Raw genomic sequence first — 16,044 nt, forward strand, 5'->3', positions numbered from 1 at the left:
TAATTATAACAACAGTTGGACTACCAAACGAACAGCTGGATTCGGTTTAGCACATGAAAAAATTTATAAAATGTTTAAAGAGCGTTATGAAGAAAAAACCATTTAAAAAATGGTGTGGGAACAGTGAAGCTAGCTTCACTGTTCCCACACCAAATAATTATAAACTGGATAAACCAATGTACTGAACCCCAACAATTTACACAGACTTCTTGACGGAACCGGGATATCGATTTACCGACAAATAACGACAAACTCACACCAAATTATTCCTTATCTTATTAAGCCGTTTTCAAAACTTTAATACCTTTTACGATATTCCAAATGAAGTAATAAATCCCTACAAGAATGAACACCGCATATGTGATCATCATGCCAATTCCAGCACCATCGGATTGATTAAAGCTTACACCATATATGCCGGATACTGCTAATCCACCAAATAAAACCGCATACGGGAAAATATGTGACCAAAATGCTTTTTTCGCGTGGTATTTTACTTCATCCTCCGCAACGAAATACACGATAATCGGCAGTAAAAATGGTGCAAAAAAGATACTAAAGTAACATAATGAAGATAATATATTATTTCCTTTCATCCGATTCACCTCTAAATAGTTTTTGTTATCTTCATTATGTCAGGAATGCATTCTAGAAACTATCGCTTTACCTTTCATGAACATGACATTTTTGTAAGATTTTCATCAAAAATAATCCCCCTTGGATTTCAAGGCGGGATTATTTTTCTTTATATTCGATTCATAAACCAATATTGCGTAATGGCTAAATACTCTCGTATATTCGATGGAATGACAATTCGCTTCGGTGTTTTGGCCGGAAGACCTTCTAATTGTAAACCTTGTTTTGCTGCTATTTTTTTTGCTCTAAACATATGGAAATCGTTTGTTACGATCATTCCTTTTTTCATATTGTCCGGAATTAACGGTTTTGAGAATGTAATATTCTCATCTGTACTCGTTGACTTATCTTCCATTATAATACGGTCTTCTGCAATTTTTAATTTCATTAATCCATTTTTCATTGCTAATGCTTCTGAAATATCTTCTCCTTTTCCTTTCCCTCCAGACACAATCGCAATTGTTTTTTCATGTGATTGTAAATACTCAGCTGCTTTATCAATACGATATTGCAATGAGTACGACGGTTTCGTTCCATTTACTTTCGAGCCTAATACAATTATATAATCCGCATCGTAGGTAGCATTCATTTGCCCATGCTTATAAATGTTATATTGTAAAAATCCCATATAAACGGCGCAGACCATTATAATGCCTATCATATACTTCATTATTTTCTTCTTTTTCATATCTATATACTCCTATGTTCTTTGCTTCTTTCATGATAATATCCATTTATTTGTTTGTATACAGGCAAATTCCAATTCACCCTAATTTATCCTCCGGAAAGTAATATTTATATTCCTTTCGGGAACAGTAAGTACAACTTTGCACGAAGGAGTGTCTCTATTGCTTCTCTTTTTATGTAACGTATCGTTCTTTTTCATTTTATTTTTACTATCACTCAAGTTACTTGGTAAATCTGCTTTAGCACAACTAACGCCTCATGATTTTGGTGCCATTATCTTTTTATCTTATTTAGCTTTTCAGGCCATACCAGTCTCTGGTGCATTGCAAGCCTTTCTCGGTATGGTCGTTATTACATGTTTGCATTTGCTACTTACAAAATTAAGCTTACTAAATAAACTAAATCGTTTTATTCTCGGACATCCTATCATTTTAATTAAACATGGTGATATTATTTTTGAGAACTTACAAAAAAGTAGATATCCAATTGCTGAACTACTATCTAACCTTCGCGTTGCAGGATACCCAAGTGTTCACGAAATTGAATACGCTATTTTAGAAGCAAATGGAGCTATTAGCATTTTACCAAAGCGTGAACTTGTACCATTAACTCCAAAAGATTTGAACATAGATGTTACGTATGCCGGATTACCAATTGCCCTTATCGTTGATTCACAAATTCAATACGATAACTTAAAGTTAATTCATAAGGATGAAAAGTGGTTATATAAAGAATTAAAGGAAAAAGGCATCACAAATATTAAAAGCGTTGCTTTCGCATCTGTTCAAGAAACAGATGGATCTTTTGCAATTAGTTTAAAGGAATAAAAAAAATCCCATTAATTGCTTAATGGGATTTTCTTCATTATATTGCTTCTTTTTTTTCCGCCATATTTAATGGAACAGGATGTTTCATACGATTCATCGTAAATACGATAATCGCTGTTAATACTTCAGCTACTGGCATAACGAGCCAAATTCCGTTTATCCCAAATAATTTTGGCATAATCCATAATAATGGAATAATAAATAATAATCCTCGGCTCATTATAATAAGCACTGATTTTGTCGTCTGTCGCACGGATTGGAAGTACTCTCCATACACAATGTTATAACCTAAAAATACATATTGGATAAAGAACAAGCTAATACCCGTTAATGTTAACTTCAGTAACTCTGGAGATTGGACATCAAATAGACCAATAATATATTTCCCGAAGAATAATCCGACAATTATTGCAACGCCTCCAAGTACAACTGCAATTTTTACAGCAAACTGCAATCCTTCGCGCAATCTTTTTGATAAATTTGCACCGTAATGAAAACTAGCAATTGGTTGTAACGCTGCACCAACGCCGAAGAATAGTAGTAATGTCATCGCATGAATACTGTTGACCATCGCATAGGAAGCTACACCTACTTCTCCTGCATATTGAACGAATGCAATGTTAAAACCAATCGTTACAATTGCAACTGTACTTTCTGCTGTAAAACTTGGGAAACCGATTATCATAATTTGTTTTACTGTATCCCATTCAAAATGGAATTTCGTCCACTTTAAAATACTACTTTTTCTAAAGAAGTGAGTTAATAATACAAGGAAACCAATCGCTGCTGAAAGAATAGTCGCTGAAGCTGCTCCTGTTACGCCCCATTCAAAGATGAAAATAAAGATATAGTCAAACACTATATTTAATACAGCCGTTACAACTAAACCTGCCATTGCTAAATTAGGATTTCCATCATTTCGTATAAATGTACTTAAAATATTTTCTAAAACGTATATCATTCCAAAGGTTAATAGCACATGTAAATAGTCTAACGCATACGGTAAAATCACTTCGTTTGCACCGAATAAGTATGCTAAATCTTCTATTCTCCATAAACAAATCGCTGCTAATACACCTACGATAATTACTGCTACAGTCATAGATTGAGTAAAAATAGACCTTGCTCTTTCTATTTTATTTTCACCTAGTGCAATAGAATATAACGTTGCCCCGCCCATTCCAATCCATAATGAAATTGAAAAGAAAATTGAAAACGCTGGAATAGCCACGTTTACTCCTGCTAATCCGTTTGCTCCAACTCCTCTACTAATCATGACTGCATCAATTACAATATTAACTGACATTAACACCATTCCAAGAACGGCTGGTATTAAATAAGAAATAAATAAGCTCTTTATCGGTTTTTCTCTTAATTTTTCTGTTGCTTCCATACTATTTTGCTCCTTTTTTTCAACTCTCTTTTCTTAGTTTAAACCTTCAAGTAACTTGAAGGTCAATAGAGAATTTAAAAAATAGGTAACTTACTTATCCTGTTTCATGCCAATTTGTAATGATACAATTCCTATAACTTATTGCTTTATTTTTTCATGATAGGAATTTGAATTTCAGTTACTTGCTCCTCTGGATTTTCTGTTACAGACCAATCAATTAATGCAATCTCAATCGCATCTCCATTTACTTCGTATCCTTCTTGATCAATATATTTCATTAATTTCTTATATGTTTCATCCGTTTCTTCATATGGGCCGTGATGATATACACAGGCATACATACCTTCTTTAATTTCATCTGAGCTATGTACTTGAAAAGGCATGTAATCTAAAAGAATGAAAACACTGCTATATGCTTGAAACTCATTTTGCATTAATCCTTTTTTCGCAACTGTTACACCGATATCTCCAGAAAATAAGCTATCATCCATTTGCCTCATATTTTTTTGCAAAGAATGAATGTAGTACTCAAACATATCATCTGTCGTATTCGGAGCAACAGCAATGGCTGTTATTTTTCGCTGCGGGATTTCTTTCATTACCATTTGTTCAGCTTTTGCTTTTGTTGCTTCCTTAATTAAATGAATTCTATGCTCCATTTTCGCCAAAGCATACTCAATTTCTCTTTGTTTTTTCAACATCATTTCTTGTTGTTTCTCCAGTAAATTGAGTGCGTATGCTGGATTTCTTTCATCAATATATTTCTTAATTTCCTTTAATGGAATATTTAATTGGCGTAAAAACTTAATCGTATCTAATAGTGAAAATTGATCGATTGTGTAATAACGATAATTCGTTTGCGGATCTACAGTAGACGGATGAAAAATACCTTTTTCATCGTAATAACGTAAAGTAGATTCCGCTATATTATGCATTTTTGCCATTTCTCCAATTGTAAAACGTTTATTTAATAACATATGCCCTTCTCCAATTCATAAAAAATGTCGCCTTGTTTCTTCTTATTATATAGTGATTCCCTCCATACATAAATCGAATCCTATAATGAAAATCTGCTATTTTTTCATTGATTTTTCATACATTTTATTATATATTAATTACAGGTTCAAATTACGAGTTCAAAAGAACTTGTAATCAGACCCTTTGTTTAATGGGTTTTACATATTTTCATTAGGCAAATTCCGAGAAATCGTATGATAAAAATAAAAATGATGAGGAGAGGATCCGATGGATTTCGAATTTTTCTTTCAAATTGCACTTATTTTATTAAGTACAAAGCTTGCTGGTGATCTTAGTGTTAGATTAGGTCAACCTTCTGTACTAGGTAAACTAATTGTAGGTATCGTTATCGGCCCAGCTATATTAGGTTGGATCGAAAATTCAGAACTTTTAACACAATTAAGTAATGTCGGTGTTATTCTTTTAATGTTTATGGCAGGACTTGAAACAGACTTAGAAGAATTAAACGCAAATCGTAATTCTTCTTTAGCTGTTGCACTTGGAGGTATCATTCTACCATTCGCAGGAGGTTACATTTCAGGTCTTGTTATCGGAATGGAACAAGGAAATGCTGTATTTTTAGGATTACTTCTATGTGCGACAAGTGTTAGTATTTCCGTACAAACACTTCGCGATTTAGGAAAGATGAAAACACGTGAAAGTACAACTATGCTGGGCGCAGCTGTATTTGATGACATTCTTGTCGTTATTTTATTAGCATTTGCAATGAGCTTCTTAGGTACAGATGATGTTAACTTAACAATGATTATCTTGAAGAAAGTTGTATTCTTCGCTTCTATTATTTTAATCGGATGGAAAGGTGTCCCTGCGATCATGCGCTGGTTATCACCGCTACGCGTATCTGAGTCTATCGTGAGCGCGGCTCTTATCATCTGTTTCTCATTCGCATACTTCGGCGAATTATTAGGAATTGCTGGTATTATCGGTGCTTTCGCAGCTGGTATCGCGATTTCTCAAACGAACTACAAACATGAAGTAGAAAAGAAAGTAGAACCAATTGCTTACGCTATGTTCGTTCCAGTATTCTTCGTAAGTATCGGTATGAATATTACATTTGACGGTATTGGCGATCAAATTTGGTTTATCTTAGCATTAACAGTAATCGCTGTATTAACGAAACTAATCGGTTGTGGATTAGGTGCACGAATGACTGGATTTGACGCTAAGTCTTCTGCAATTATCGGTTCTGGAATGGTTTCTCGTGGTGAAGTTGCACTTATCATCGCAGGAACAGGACTTTCTTCAGGCCTATTAGCACAAGATTACTTTACAGCTATTGTTATTGTCGTTATTTTAACTACAATGATTACACCACCAATGTTAAAATACACTTTTGGTGCAAAAGATAAAGCAATGAAAGCAAGTAAATAAGCTTGCTACAATAGAAGGAGATTACTATCTTATAAGATAGTAATCTCCTTTTTCATTTTATCTTTAAACAATCTCGTTCTTTTTTAACCAATTTTCAAACATAATTCGTGCTTCTTCATCATCCATATCACTACTAAATGAATATACCATAATGCCGTAATTATCTATATATTCACCTAGCTTCATTTCCTCCACTTTGCTATAAAAATCGCCTGCCTCATAGTGCGGAATATAAGCGTCCCAAACTGGTTCATTTATTCTTTTGTACGCCGTCACTTCTAAATCATATCCATCTTCATAATACCCGATATGATAATGTTGACTAGGATCATATTTCTTCATAATAATTCCCCTCCCTTTGAAAATTTACCATATTTCACCTAATAAATAAAAGCGAGCTGTAATCACAGCTCGCCTGGTTCATTAAATACGTTCCATCGCTGTCTTCAACGTCCCAACAACAAAGGCAATTTCTTCACTTGAAATAACAAGCGGTGGTGCTAATGTTAAGACGTTATTATATCCTGCTGTTGTCATGCCGTTTCGTCCTATAATTAAACCTTTTTCTTTACAAGCATTTACAACACTTGCAATTTTGTCATTATCAATTGGCTCTTTCGTCTCTTTATCATTTACTAATTCGATTCCAACTAGTAAACCTTTTCCTCTAATATTCCCAACAAGTGGATGCTCTCCAATTTCTTCTTTTAATTGCTCTAATAAAAGCGAGCCCATTTGTGCAGATCGTTCAATTAAATTTTCATTTTCCATAATCTCTAAGTTTTTAAGTGCTAATGCACAAGCGGCTGGGTTCCCACCAAATGTATTAATATGACGGAAGAATTCATATTCACCCTTCCCTTTAAATGCTTCATATATTTCTTTTTTCACAGCTGTTGCTGATAATGGTAAATATGCGCTCGTAATCCCTTTTGCCATCGTAATAATATCAGGCTTCACATCATAATTCATAAATCCAAATGCTTTTCCTGTACGTCCGAAACCACAAATCACTTCATCGCTAATGAGCAAGGCACCGTGTTTTTGACACGTTTCATGAACAGCTTTCATATAGTCTTGTGGCGGCATTAAAATGCCTCCGCCCGTAATAATTGGTTCCATAATAAAAGCTGCAATCGTTTCACTTAATTCCCATGTCATAACGCGATCCACTTCTTTTACACATTCTACATCATAAATGTTCTCTCTTTCTATTCCAGGCATACGATAACAATCTGGCGGCGTTACATGTAAAAATCCTGAAGCAAATGGCTCATATTGATATCTACGCTGTGCTTGTCCCGTCGCTGCCATCGTTGCCATTGTATTCCCGTGATACCCGCGGTAACGTGACATAAATTTATAACGATGCGGTTCACCTTTTTGAGCATAGTATTGTCTTGCTATTTTAAAAGCTGTTTCGTTCGCTTCCGAACCACTATTAGAGAAGAAAATAACATACTCCCCTCCAAGCCACTCATTTAATTTTTCTGCAAGCTTTATAGCCGGTTCATGCGATTGTGACATCGGAAAGTATGATAATGTTTGTAATTGCTTATATGCCGCCTCTGCAAGCTCTTTTCTGCCATATCCACTATTCACACACCAAAGACCACTCATACCATCTAAATATCTTTTTCCTTGTATATCTTCAACCCAGCACCCTTCTGCTTTTGCCCCTACCATTGTACTATTTGGACTAAAGGGACGCATTCCGTGCCAAACATATTGCTCATCTTTTGCTAATAATTCATCCGTCTGTTTCGTTTTCATCATTTCTTCCACCTTCCATAACAACTTATTTTTCACAAAAGCTGCGCTGGTGCCATGATGATTTAAATTTCTCCCTGCTTATTTTCATTCCACAAAATTAAGACAAATCCTACTTACAAAGCAGTATTATTTACAAGAAAATGACAAAAGAAAAAGGAGCTTTTCTTATATATCGAAAAGCCCCTCTTTTTTAATGTGAAGACGCATCACTAATACCATGACCAGTATTAGATTTCACAAGAATCTCATCAAATTTCGCAGCATCTTCTTTCTTACTAGATAAAACGGTCCCTAAATATGCCGCAAGGAATCCTAGCGGAATTGAAATAATTCCAGGTGTCGTATATGGGAATATCGCTTCCCCAACAAATATAGCTTTTCCAGCTACAGGGTTCCAAACATTTGGACTTAGCGCTACGAGAACAATTGCTGATACAAGGCCAACGACCATACCCGAAATGGCACCTGTCGTATTGAATCGCTTCCAATATATTGTAAATAATATAACTGGTAGATTTGCACTCGCTGCAACTGCAAAAGCTAATGAAACTAAAAATGCTACGTTTAATGTTTGAGCAAATAACGCCAGTATAATGGATAATACTGCTACTCCAATAGACGCATAGCGAGCCATTGACACTTGCTCTTTTTCCGTTGATTTCCCCTTGCGGATAATTTCATTATAAAAATCATGTGCAAAGGCTGACGCTGCTGTTAATACAAGGCCTGCCACTACAGCTAAAATCGTTGCAAAGGCAATGGCTGATACGAAAGCAAATAAGAAATCTCCACCTAACGCTTTCGCTAATAAAGGTGCTGCCATATTACCAGCAGGATTTGCTTTAATAATTGCTTCATTCCCTACAAATGCCGCTGCTCCAAATCCTAAGAAGATTGTCATAATATAAAATGCACCAATTAACCATGTAGCGTATACAACAGATTGACGTGCTGTTTTTGCATCACGTACTGTAAAGAAGCGAACAAGAATATGTGGTAATCCAGCTGTACCAAGAACTAGTCCTAAATTTAAAGATAGCGTATCAAGACCATCTTTATACTTTACTCCTGGATTTAAAAACGAATCTTTTAACGGTGTAGCTGTTTTCATTTGGGCGAACATTTCAGTCACGCTAAAGTTAAACTTTGCGAAAACGATAACAGAAATAAGAAATGTACCAGCCATAAGTAATACAGCCTTAACAATTTGTACCCAGCTCGTCGCAGTCATTCCGCCAAAAATAACGTACACTGTCATTAATGTACCAACGATTAAAACTGATGTCGTATATTCGATCCCTAATAATAATTTAATAAGTGCACCAGCCCCAACTAATTGTGCAATCATATAAAAAATCGAAATTGTCATCGTATTAAGCGCTGCAACTCCGCGAACTTTTTTCGCATCAAAACGAGCCGCAATCATATCTGCTAACGTGTACTTTCCTAAATTTCGAAGCGGCTCTGCAACTAAGTATAATACAACTAAGTAAGCAACTAAAAAACCGATGCTATAAAAGAATCCATCAAACCCAGTTAACGCAATCGCTCCAGCTATACCAAGAAAGGACGCAGCAGACATATAATCACCCGCAATGGCCAGACCATTTTGCCAACCAGTTAATCCCCCTCCAGCCGTATAAAACTCACTCGCATTTTTCGTTTTCTTCGATGCAAAATAAGTTATGACGAGTGTACCAAGTACGATGATTAAAAATAGTGCAAAAGCGGTTACATTCAAAGTCAGCCCCTCCCTTTTTGCATGTCTTGCAGAATGTTTTGCGAGATTTTATCAAAGGATTCCGCTTTTTTGCTGTAAATCATACATAATGACCACGTCATAATAAATTGAGTAAATGCAAACACCCATGCCCACGTAACATCCCCAAATGCTGGTGTATTGAGCACCTTTGAATACGATGTTAAAATAGGTAACGCAATAAAAAAACTTAAAAAGAAAATACTCATCGGAACGATGAACTTCTTTTTCTTATTTAATAGCAATTGAAATTCCTCTGACTGAACAACTTCTGTATAATTCACCTCATTTTGTAACTTACGTGCTGACGTATCATCTCGTTTCATTCTCTAATCCCCTCTCTTACTAAAAATACAATTCCCCCTTGCATGCCTAAAGAATAAATTTTATAAATATTCAGAAACTTATTTTCATTTTAGACAATCCATACATTCCTGCAAAGATTTTTCGATAGACATTTTTCGGCAATTTCCCCTAAGTTTTTAATATACTTTTTCAGCATAAAATTTGCGCACTTCACTTCCGCATCAGCCAAGCTTTCATACTCGTTATAACAAAATAAAAAAGTAGTGCTTAGCGCACCACTTCTGTTTTTTTCTCTTTTTCTAAATTACGAGCTGTTTCGCTTAATTCAACATCTTTTCCATCTTTAAGCGTTCCAAATATGAAATCAAATACTGGATTTGAAACACCAAACCAAAACTTTTCATTTTTATAATGGTGTAATATGTGCTGTTTTTTTAGCCATCTTCCAAACTTAGTGACGGGACGAATTGGCTTATGTGCAATATAATGTTTCCATTCATAAACGAGAAGCATGATAATCATTCCGATTCCGAATGAAAGTGTAACAGTAACACTTTTTGTTATAGCGTATGATATAAGTAAATATATAGTAAAGCTCGGTATACTAAACCATATAGGCAAAAATAAAAGTTTTAAATCATCTGGGTACACGTGATGATCATAATGTAGTCTTCTTAACATTTTTAATAAAAATACGTTTTTAGGTGGTTTTAAGTGAAATAAAAAACGGTGCGTCATATATTCGTTAAGCGTATAAAAAACAATCCCAAACAGACACGCTAACATACCGATCCATGTGAATAATTGCATTTTTAAAATAATGATGAAAACAAATAGAATACTATACATAATAACGATATCATGTTGTAAAAAGAACTCTTTCCCCACCCTCTTCATCTTCCTTCCCCCTTTTCCAAAAAAACAGCCGCAACATATCGTTACGACTATTTTTTTCTATATCTTATTCTATTCACTTTACAAATTTGCCTGCTGCTCTATTGTCGAGAAAAAACTGTTCTGTCCAAATATATTTTGCTTTGGAATAATATGTTCCACCGCAAACACTGTTACTTCTCCTCTTTGTACCTCTCCTATAATGAGCCCGAATATTTCATGATTTACCGCAAACGTTGGTTGCTTTGTTTGTAGTAATCTTGCTGCAGTATGAAATACCGCTTCATATAGTGGATTCCTATCAGTAATTTCTTTTCGGATTTTTGGTGCTAGCGTAATAATAATTTCTTTTCCGTCAATAGTGGTTCGATACATAAAAATCTCCCCTTCAATCTTATGTGAACAACTGTAAAGCTTTGTATGCAAAATGGATAGAATATCCTACTAAAATAATACCTGCTCCGGCTGTTATATAGCCAAGTGCTTTTTGCTTTAATAAAGTTCTGCCAAAATGGACAGAAAAAGCGATATTTAAATTCCATAAAATAATGCCAACGATAATACAAAGGCTGTACAAAAAGGCTTCTTGTTTCGTTACCTTCGTAAGCAATGAGCTAAGTGTACTTCCGTATATACCAAACCAAAAAACGAGATTTAATGGATTGGATATCGCAATTAAAAAACCTGCCATAAACGATTGTTTCAGGCCACCTACCTCTTCTTTTTTATATTCCATATTCGAGTGGGAAATTCCTTGTTTTACACTTTGAAATCCTAAATAAAATAATAAGAAAAACCCTGTGCAATACATAAAAGCTTGTACATATGTATACATAAACACAGAAGATAAACCGAAATAGATGAGAAGCATAAACAAAATATCTGCAGTCATTCCACCAATTCCAACAACCCACGCATGCCAAAAACCTCGTTCAATTCCTCGTTTTAACATTTCAATATTAATCGGACCTACTGGTGCAGCTAATGAAATACCTAATACAATTTGTTGTATAATCGCTCCAAACATCGCTCTATCCTTTCTACTTCCTTTACTATTAAGTAATGATGTAATGATGAAAAATAGACTAGCTTTCATCAAAATATTTACTACTAAAATACCCTTTTTTATCCAAAATATGCAAAAGAGCCATCTAGATGATGGCTCTTACTTTTCTAACTTATGAAGAAAAGGACATTTTCCTTTTAGCGGCTCTACATCGTCTCCTATGAAATATTGTTTCCATTCGCGATGATCCGGATCACCATAATGACTAATATTAGGATGCTTCGGCAGCTGATCCCACTTTTCAACCCGATCTCGAACCGTTTGCCTTGAATATGCTCCTTTAGGGCGATCCCCTTCTAATCCATCAAAGATGGTGCGTGGTTGAAACCCAATAACGAGAGAATTTCCTAAATGTCTCGTTTTTCGTTGTTTATAAGCTGGCGCATTTCCAAATGCGAATATCGGTTCCCCACCAAATGAAAATTCCCATAAGTAATGGTCTGGGTCTTCAGGGATTTGTTTCGGCCATATTTGATCATCGTTTTCATGTAAATATTGTAGTACTTTCCAAAAGTAATCACGATAATATTCTAGTGATTGTTCTTCACATTCCGGTTCTACAAAAAGAAAAAATCCCCTTCTTACAATTGGGCGCTCTTTCATTAATTCTAAAAAAGATAACATTGTATGTGGCAAATGACTCCAATCATTATGAGAGAGGAAGGAATAACGAAGTTCATTCTTTTTCAAAGCTGTTAAACCGAAATAGCACGGGAAAGTTGGTTCTAGCACGACACTCGAAAAATTTTGAAATTCCTTTGTAACCCAATTCGGTATGTCAGTTCTTGTTCTCATTCCTTCATTATCTAATAAATAAGACTCATTCATTCTTTCTTTCACCTCATTATGTATAGCATTCAATTAAGAATATTACATACTCGGCCTGTCCTATACCTATTTAAAAATTCGGTCGAAAAATTATTTAAAAATACAAAAAAATAAAATCGCTTACTTGACTAATTTCTACCATTTCGTGTATATTTAAATTAATCATTTAGCAGAATATTCAAGATTATAGCATTTTTAGTTTATTTTATCTTTCAAATGAATTTCACTAAATGAAAAAAGCAAATGTTTTTAGGAGGAATTGTAACATGCAAGGAAAAGTAAAATGGTTTAACAACGAAAAAGGTTTTGGATTTATCGAAATGGAAGGCGCTGACGATGTATTCGTACATTTCTCTGCTATTCAAGGCGACGGCTACAAAGCTTTAGAAGAAGGTCAAGAAGTATCTTTCGATATCACTGAAGGAAATCGCGGACCTCAAGCTGCTAACGTAGTAAAACTTTAATCCAACATATGACAGGAGGTTACCTAACTTGGTAACCTCCTTTGTTATTCCTTTGTATATTTCCGTTTTCCAGAGCAAAAACTATGTGAAATGCGCAATATACAAAGGAGGAATTAGCAATGGGATCAGAAGTAAATGATTTTGAAGAAGTAAAATTCCGTGTAGAAACAGCACAAAAAATGGTAGGATCAGCGACAATTTCAATGGATCCAGATACATTAGAGCATGCTACTACTGCTGTAGAAGCCGCTCGTTCTCAGCTTGAAATTATGAAATCTGTTGCGACGGATTTAGATGAGCCATTTCTAATGAATGAGGAAAAAAAATTAAGTAAATGTGAGCATCAATTAAATGAAGCGAAGCACTAAAAAACATCCAGAGAATTTTCTCTGGATGTTTTTTCATGACAACTGTTCTCCATACTTTTTCAATGTTTCTCCAACTGTACATTGCCGTATGCAAAAGGAATGAGCATAATACTTACTATTTGTCTTTCGATTATGTTCTCGCAAAAAACACCCTTCACAATACGTTTCTAATAAGTCGTTTACCTCTGTAATGAGTTGCTTTTTATCCACCTTTGCACCTCTCTATTCGGTTATTTCTTTATGACTATCAATTACTGTTCCTTCTAATGCTTGCGTAGCTAATTGGTGTGCTTCTTTATTTTGTTTTCTAGATATCGGCTCACATACAAGTTTTAATTTCATTTGCTTCGCCTTTTGTTCAATTTGATCTAAGTAATGATTTAAATGCTCATCATAACAAGGCCATTCTCCAGCCAATTGCTGCAGTACAACTTGCGAATCGCCGCGAAGTGTAACTGCTTCATACTTAATTGCTAATTCCTCGAGTATATTCATGCCATATAGTAACGATGCATATTCCGCTTCATTATTATCATATATGCCTTCTATGTATGCATTACGGCGAATTCGATATTTTGTATTTCCTTTTTTATAGTATACACATATACCTACTCCAGCTTCTTTCGTCTGTACATCATAACCGCCATCAAAATAAACGAGTATTTCTTGGGGCTCTTCCTCCACTTGTTTACTCAGTTTTTTCATTTCCTTTAATGACCATTCTGCATCCATTTCATCATAAAATGATAGTTCTTTCACTCTTCCTGTTTTCTCAAAATCCTCTGCAAATTGAAGCACTTCTTCTATGTTCATATAATCTGTCGTTAATTCTGTCTGCAAACCGCGCTTTGTTTTATACAACCAATGAATTTTATATTTCATACTAGATTCCCCTTATATAAGACTTCTTATATGTAGCCAGCTAATGCAAGCCTCACTTTATTTTATTATATTGTATCAAGAGTCACAGCATTATATTCAATGTGATTACATATAAAAAGAGCTATCCCTTTAGGAATAGCTCTTTCATCTATTACATAAATCTTTCAAATTGTACTCGTTTATTAATCCAGTACATTACAGGCATACCAATCGCCATGACAACAAATTCACCGATTGCACATGTTAACCAAGTCAACATAAACGGTAAATCAAATGCAAGATGAAGTTCAATTGCAATCATAAACATAGTAATCGTAAAAATAACTGTATTAAAAATCATACGAGCCCAAACACCTTTAATAAATCGCATAGAAATAATCGTTGCAACTAATGCAAGAATAGATTGCCCTACTCCAAATACTAAATCGTAAGCGATCATAGGTGAGAAAAAGAGATTTGTTAAAAATACACCTAATACAATTCCGTAAATTGCTTTCTTATTAAATACAACAAGATGATTAAACATCTCTGAAATACGAAACTGTACATTCGTAAAGCCAAATGGCTGAATAAGCATAGAAACAGCAATATATAATGCCGCTAAAATACCATTACCGACTAAAGTTCTTATATTCATGACAAAATCTCCTTAGTTTTTTTACGTGGGATGGTTTCGAACCACGTTATTCGTTTTTTAAGCAACAAGATTATATTCTACGCAATACACACTCTTTCGTCAATAGATTCCTATCATGAACTACCTTTTTTCTTTTAGACAACGTATAATAAAACATATGAAAGTTTTAGGAGGTTTCACTTCATGACAGCAACAATTCAAAATGAAAAATTGATCGTTTCCATTTCTGACAAAGGTGCAGAATTACAAAGTGTTCGCTTAAAAGAAGATAATACTGAATACTTATGGCAAGGCGATTCTACTTATTGGGGGCGCCGCGCACCAATTTTATTCCCAATTGTCGGTCGATTAGTAGATAATACATACTACGTAGATGGTAAACCATATTCTTTAACACAACACGGCTTTGCTCGTGACCTTACATTCACTGTGAAAGAACAAAGTGAAACGAAAATCACTTACATTGTTACTAGTAATGAAGAAACATTAAAAAAATACCCATACGAATTCGAATTACTCGTTTCTTATGAGCTAGACGGACAAATCGTTCATGTAACATATGACGTACATAACCCTGCTTCAAAAGAGATGTCCTTCTCAATCGGAGCACATCCTGGTTTCAACTTCCCGTTATTAGAGGGCGAATCATTTACAGATTATCATTTATCCTTTAATGGTTCTGAACGTTTAGAAACAAGCATATTAGAAGGACCTTACCTTTCAAACAAAAAGCAATTAATCGCTGAAAATACGAATGAATTACCACTTACATACGATTTATTTAAAAATGATGCACTTATTTTTGAAAATATGAATACGGATGAAATCTCTATTCGTTCTCATAAACATAATAAATTTGTAAAAGTAGAATTTGACGGATTCCCATTTGTCGGCGTATGGACACCAGGCGAGAATGCGCCTTTCTTATGTATTGAACCTTGGTACGGAATTGCCGATGAAGTAAATCCAGCAAAAGATTTCAAGGGAAAAAAAGGAATTCAATCTTTACAAGCGAATGAAACATTTACATGTCGTTATAGCATTACAATCGGCTAACTACTCTATCCCCTACTTCAATGAAACATATAAGTAGGGGATCATCTTATCATTTGGAG

The 16,044-nt window shown here is 34.7% G+C and carries 20 protein-coding genes and 1 riboswitch; of the genes, 5 read left to right on the plus strand and 15 right to left on the minus strand.

Annotated elements, in window-relative coordinates; genetic code table 11:
- Window positions 1–278: 278 nt before the first annotated feature.
- Window positions 279–596, minus strand: a complete 318-nt coding sequence (locus ACTFOB_RS13345) for a DUF4870 domain-containing protein (protein ID WP_166702253.1) — start codon at window positions 594–596, stop codon at window positions 279–281.
- 149 nt (window positions 597–745) lie between these two features.
- Window positions 746–1,297, minus strand: coding sequence for a YdcF family protein (locus ACTFOB_RS13350; RefSeq protein WP_440025428.1), 552 nt, complete (start codon window positions 1,295–1,297; stop codon window positions 746–748).
- A gap of 187 nt (window positions 1,298–1,484) precedes the next feature.
- Between ACTFOB_RS13350 and ACTFOB_RS13355 the strand changes: the two genes are divergently transcribed.
- Entirely contained in the window at window positions 1,485–2,150 is a 666-nt protein-coding gene (locus ACTFOB_RS13355; protein ID WP_222660623.1) for a DUF421 domain-containing protein, read from the plus strand.
- Between the two features lie 37 nt (window positions 2,151–2,187).
- Here the strand turns inward: ACTFOB_RS13355 and ACTFOB_RS13360 are convergent, their stop codons facing one another.
- Together ACTFOB_RS13360 and ACTFOB_RS13365 are read right to left on the minus strand one after the other, a co-directional pair.
- Complete coding sequence (locus tag ACTFOB_RS13360) at window positions 2,188–3,543, minus strand: MATE family efflux transporter (protein ID WP_440025107.1); 1,356 nt, start codon at window positions 3,541–3,543, stop codon at window positions 2,188–2,190.
- A 146-nt stretch (window positions 3,544–3,689) separates the two neighbouring features.
- Window positions 3,690–4,520 (minus strand): MerR family transcriptional regulator, encoded by an 831-nt coding sequence (locus ACTFOB_RS13365; protein WP_440025109.1) that lies wholly within the window; start codon window positions 4,518–4,520, stop codon window positions 3,690–3,692.
- A gap of 268 nt (window positions 4,521–4,788) precedes the next feature.
- Between ACTFOB_RS13365 and ACTFOB_RS13370 the strand changes: the two genes are divergently transcribed.
- Window positions 4,789–5,952 (plus strand): cation:proton antiporter, encoded by a 1,164-nt coding sequence (locus ACTFOB_RS13370; protein WP_277616605.1) that lies wholly within the window; start codon window positions 4,789–4,791, stop codon window positions 5,950–5,952.
- Window positions 5,953–6,015: 63 nt separating this feature from the next.
- Here ACTFOB_RS13370 and ACTFOB_RS13375 read toward each other — a convergent pair whose 3' ends face one another.
- The 8 genes from ACTFOB_RS13375 to ACTFOB_RS13410 all read right to left on the minus strand — a co-directional run bounded on the left by ACTFOB_RS13375 (window position 6,016) and on the right by ACTFOB_RS13410 (window position 12,578).
- On the minus strand, window positions 6,016–6,294 hold the full coding sequence (locus tag ACTFOB_RS13375; RefSeq protein ID WP_440025111.1) for a DUF3986 family protein: 279 nt from the start codon (window positions 6,292–6,294) through the stop codon (window positions 6,016–6,018).
- 81 nt (window positions 6,295–6,375) lie between these two features.
- A complete protein-coding gene (locus ACTFOB_RS13380) occupies window positions 6,376–7,725 on the minus strand; it encodes an aspartate aminotransferase family protein (RefSeq protein ID WP_029440731.1) in 1,350 nt (449 codons plus the stop codon).
- A 190-nt stretch (window positions 7,726–7,915) separates the two neighbouring features.
- Entirely contained in the window at window positions 7,916–9,466 is a 1,551-nt protein-coding gene (locus tag ACTFOB_RS13385) for a solute symporter family protein (protein WP_440025112.1), read from the minus strand.
- Between the two features lie 2 nt (window positions 9,467–9,468).
- The gene (locus ACTFOB_RS13390) at window positions 9,469–9,810 is read right to left on the minus strand and encodes a DUF485 domain-containing protein (RefSeq protein ID WP_440025113.1); all 342 of its coding nucleotides are present in this window, start codon (window positions 9,808–9,810) and stop codon (window positions 9,469–9,471) included.
- Window positions 9,811–10,057: 247 nt separating this feature from the next.
- Window positions 10,058–10,687, minus strand: a complete 630-nt coding sequence (locus tag ACTFOB_RS13395; protein ID WP_440025114.1) for a sterol desaturase family protein — start codon at window positions 10,685–10,687, stop codon at window positions 10,058–10,060.
- Between the two features lie 78 nt (window positions 10,688–10,765).
- Window positions 10,766–11,059 (minus strand): cytoplasmic protein, encoded by a 294-nt coding sequence (locus ACTFOB_RS13400; RefSeq protein ID WP_440025116.1) that lies wholly within the window; start codon window positions 11,057–11,059, stop codon window positions 10,766–10,768.
- Window positions 11,060–11,078: 19 nt separating this feature from the next.
- Window positions 11,079–11,711 (minus strand): LysE family transporter, encoded by a 633-nt coding sequence (locus ACTFOB_RS13405; protein ID WP_000466560.1) that lies wholly within the window; start codon window positions 11,709–11,711, stop codon window positions 11,079–11,081.
- A gap of 138 nt (window positions 11,712–11,849) precedes the next feature.
- A complete protein-coding gene (locus tag ACTFOB_RS13410; protein ID WP_440025118.1) occupies window positions 11,850–12,578 on the minus strand; it encodes a YqcI/YcgG family protein in 729 nt (242 codons plus the stop codon).
- 266 nt (window positions 12,579–12,844) lie between these two features.
- On the opposite strand from ACTFOB_RS13410, the gene cspB reads away from it, so the two are divergent.
- Together cspB and ACTFOB_RS13420 are read left to right on the plus strand one after the other, a co-directional pair.
- Window positions 12,845–13,042: a cold shock-like protein CspB gene (cspB, locus tag ACTFOB_RS13415; protein ID WP_001161731.1), complete on the plus strand. Its 198-nt coding sequence runs from the start codon at window positions 12,845–12,847 to the stop codon at window positions 13,040–13,042.
- A gap of 119 nt (window positions 13,043–13,161) precedes the next feature.
- The gene (locus ACTFOB_RS13420) at window positions 13,162–13,410 is read left to right on the plus strand and encodes a DUF2564 family protein (protein WP_000534394.1); all 249 of its coding nucleotides are present in this window, start codon (window positions 13,162–13,164) and stop codon (window positions 13,408–13,410) included.
- A gap of 33 nt (window positions 13,411–13,443) precedes the next feature.
- On the opposite strand, the gene ACTFOB_RS13425 is transcribed toward ACTFOB_RS13420, so the two are convergent.
- From ACTFOB_RS13425 to ACTFOB_RS13435, 3 genes are all read right to left on the minus strand, one after another.
- Window positions 13,444–13,620, minus strand: a complete 177-nt coding sequence (locus tag ACTFOB_RS13425; protein ID WP_000358801.1) for a zinc-finger domain-containing protein — start codon at window positions 13,618–13,620, stop codon at window positions 13,444–13,446.
- A 12-nt stretch (window positions 13,621–13,632) separates the two neighbouring features.
- Window positions 13,633–14,292, minus strand: coding sequence for a ribonuclease H family protein (locus ACTFOB_RS13430; RefSeq protein ID WP_440025119.1), 660 nt, complete (start codon window positions 14,290–14,292; stop codon window positions 13,633–13,635).
- A gap of 151 nt (window positions 14,293–14,443) precedes the next feature.
- On the minus strand, window positions 14,444–14,929 hold the full coding sequence (locus ACTFOB_RS13435; protein ID WP_001026467.1) for a QueT transporter family protein: 486 nt from the start codon (window positions 14,927–14,929) through the stop codon (window positions 14,444–14,446).
- A gap of 6 nt (window positions 14,930–14,935) precedes the next feature.
- A riboswitch (PreQ1 riboswitch) is annotated at window positions 14,936–14,980 on the minus strand.
- Window positions 14,981–15,112: 132 nt separating this feature from the next.
- On the opposite strand from ACTFOB_RS13435, the gene ACTFOB_RS13440 reads away from it, so the two are divergent.
- A complete protein-coding gene (locus ACTFOB_RS13440; protein WP_440025120.1) occupies window positions 15,113–15,985 on the plus strand; it encodes an aldose 1-epimerase family protein in 873 nt (290 codons plus the stop codon).
- Window positions 15,986–16,044 lie beyond the last annotated feature (59 nt).

It is taken from the genome of Bacillus cereus group sp. MYBK79-1 (genome assembly GCF_051915365.1).
Taxonomy (GTDB): domain Bacteria; phylum Bacillota; class Bacilli; order Bacillales; family Bacillaceae_G; genus Bacillus_A.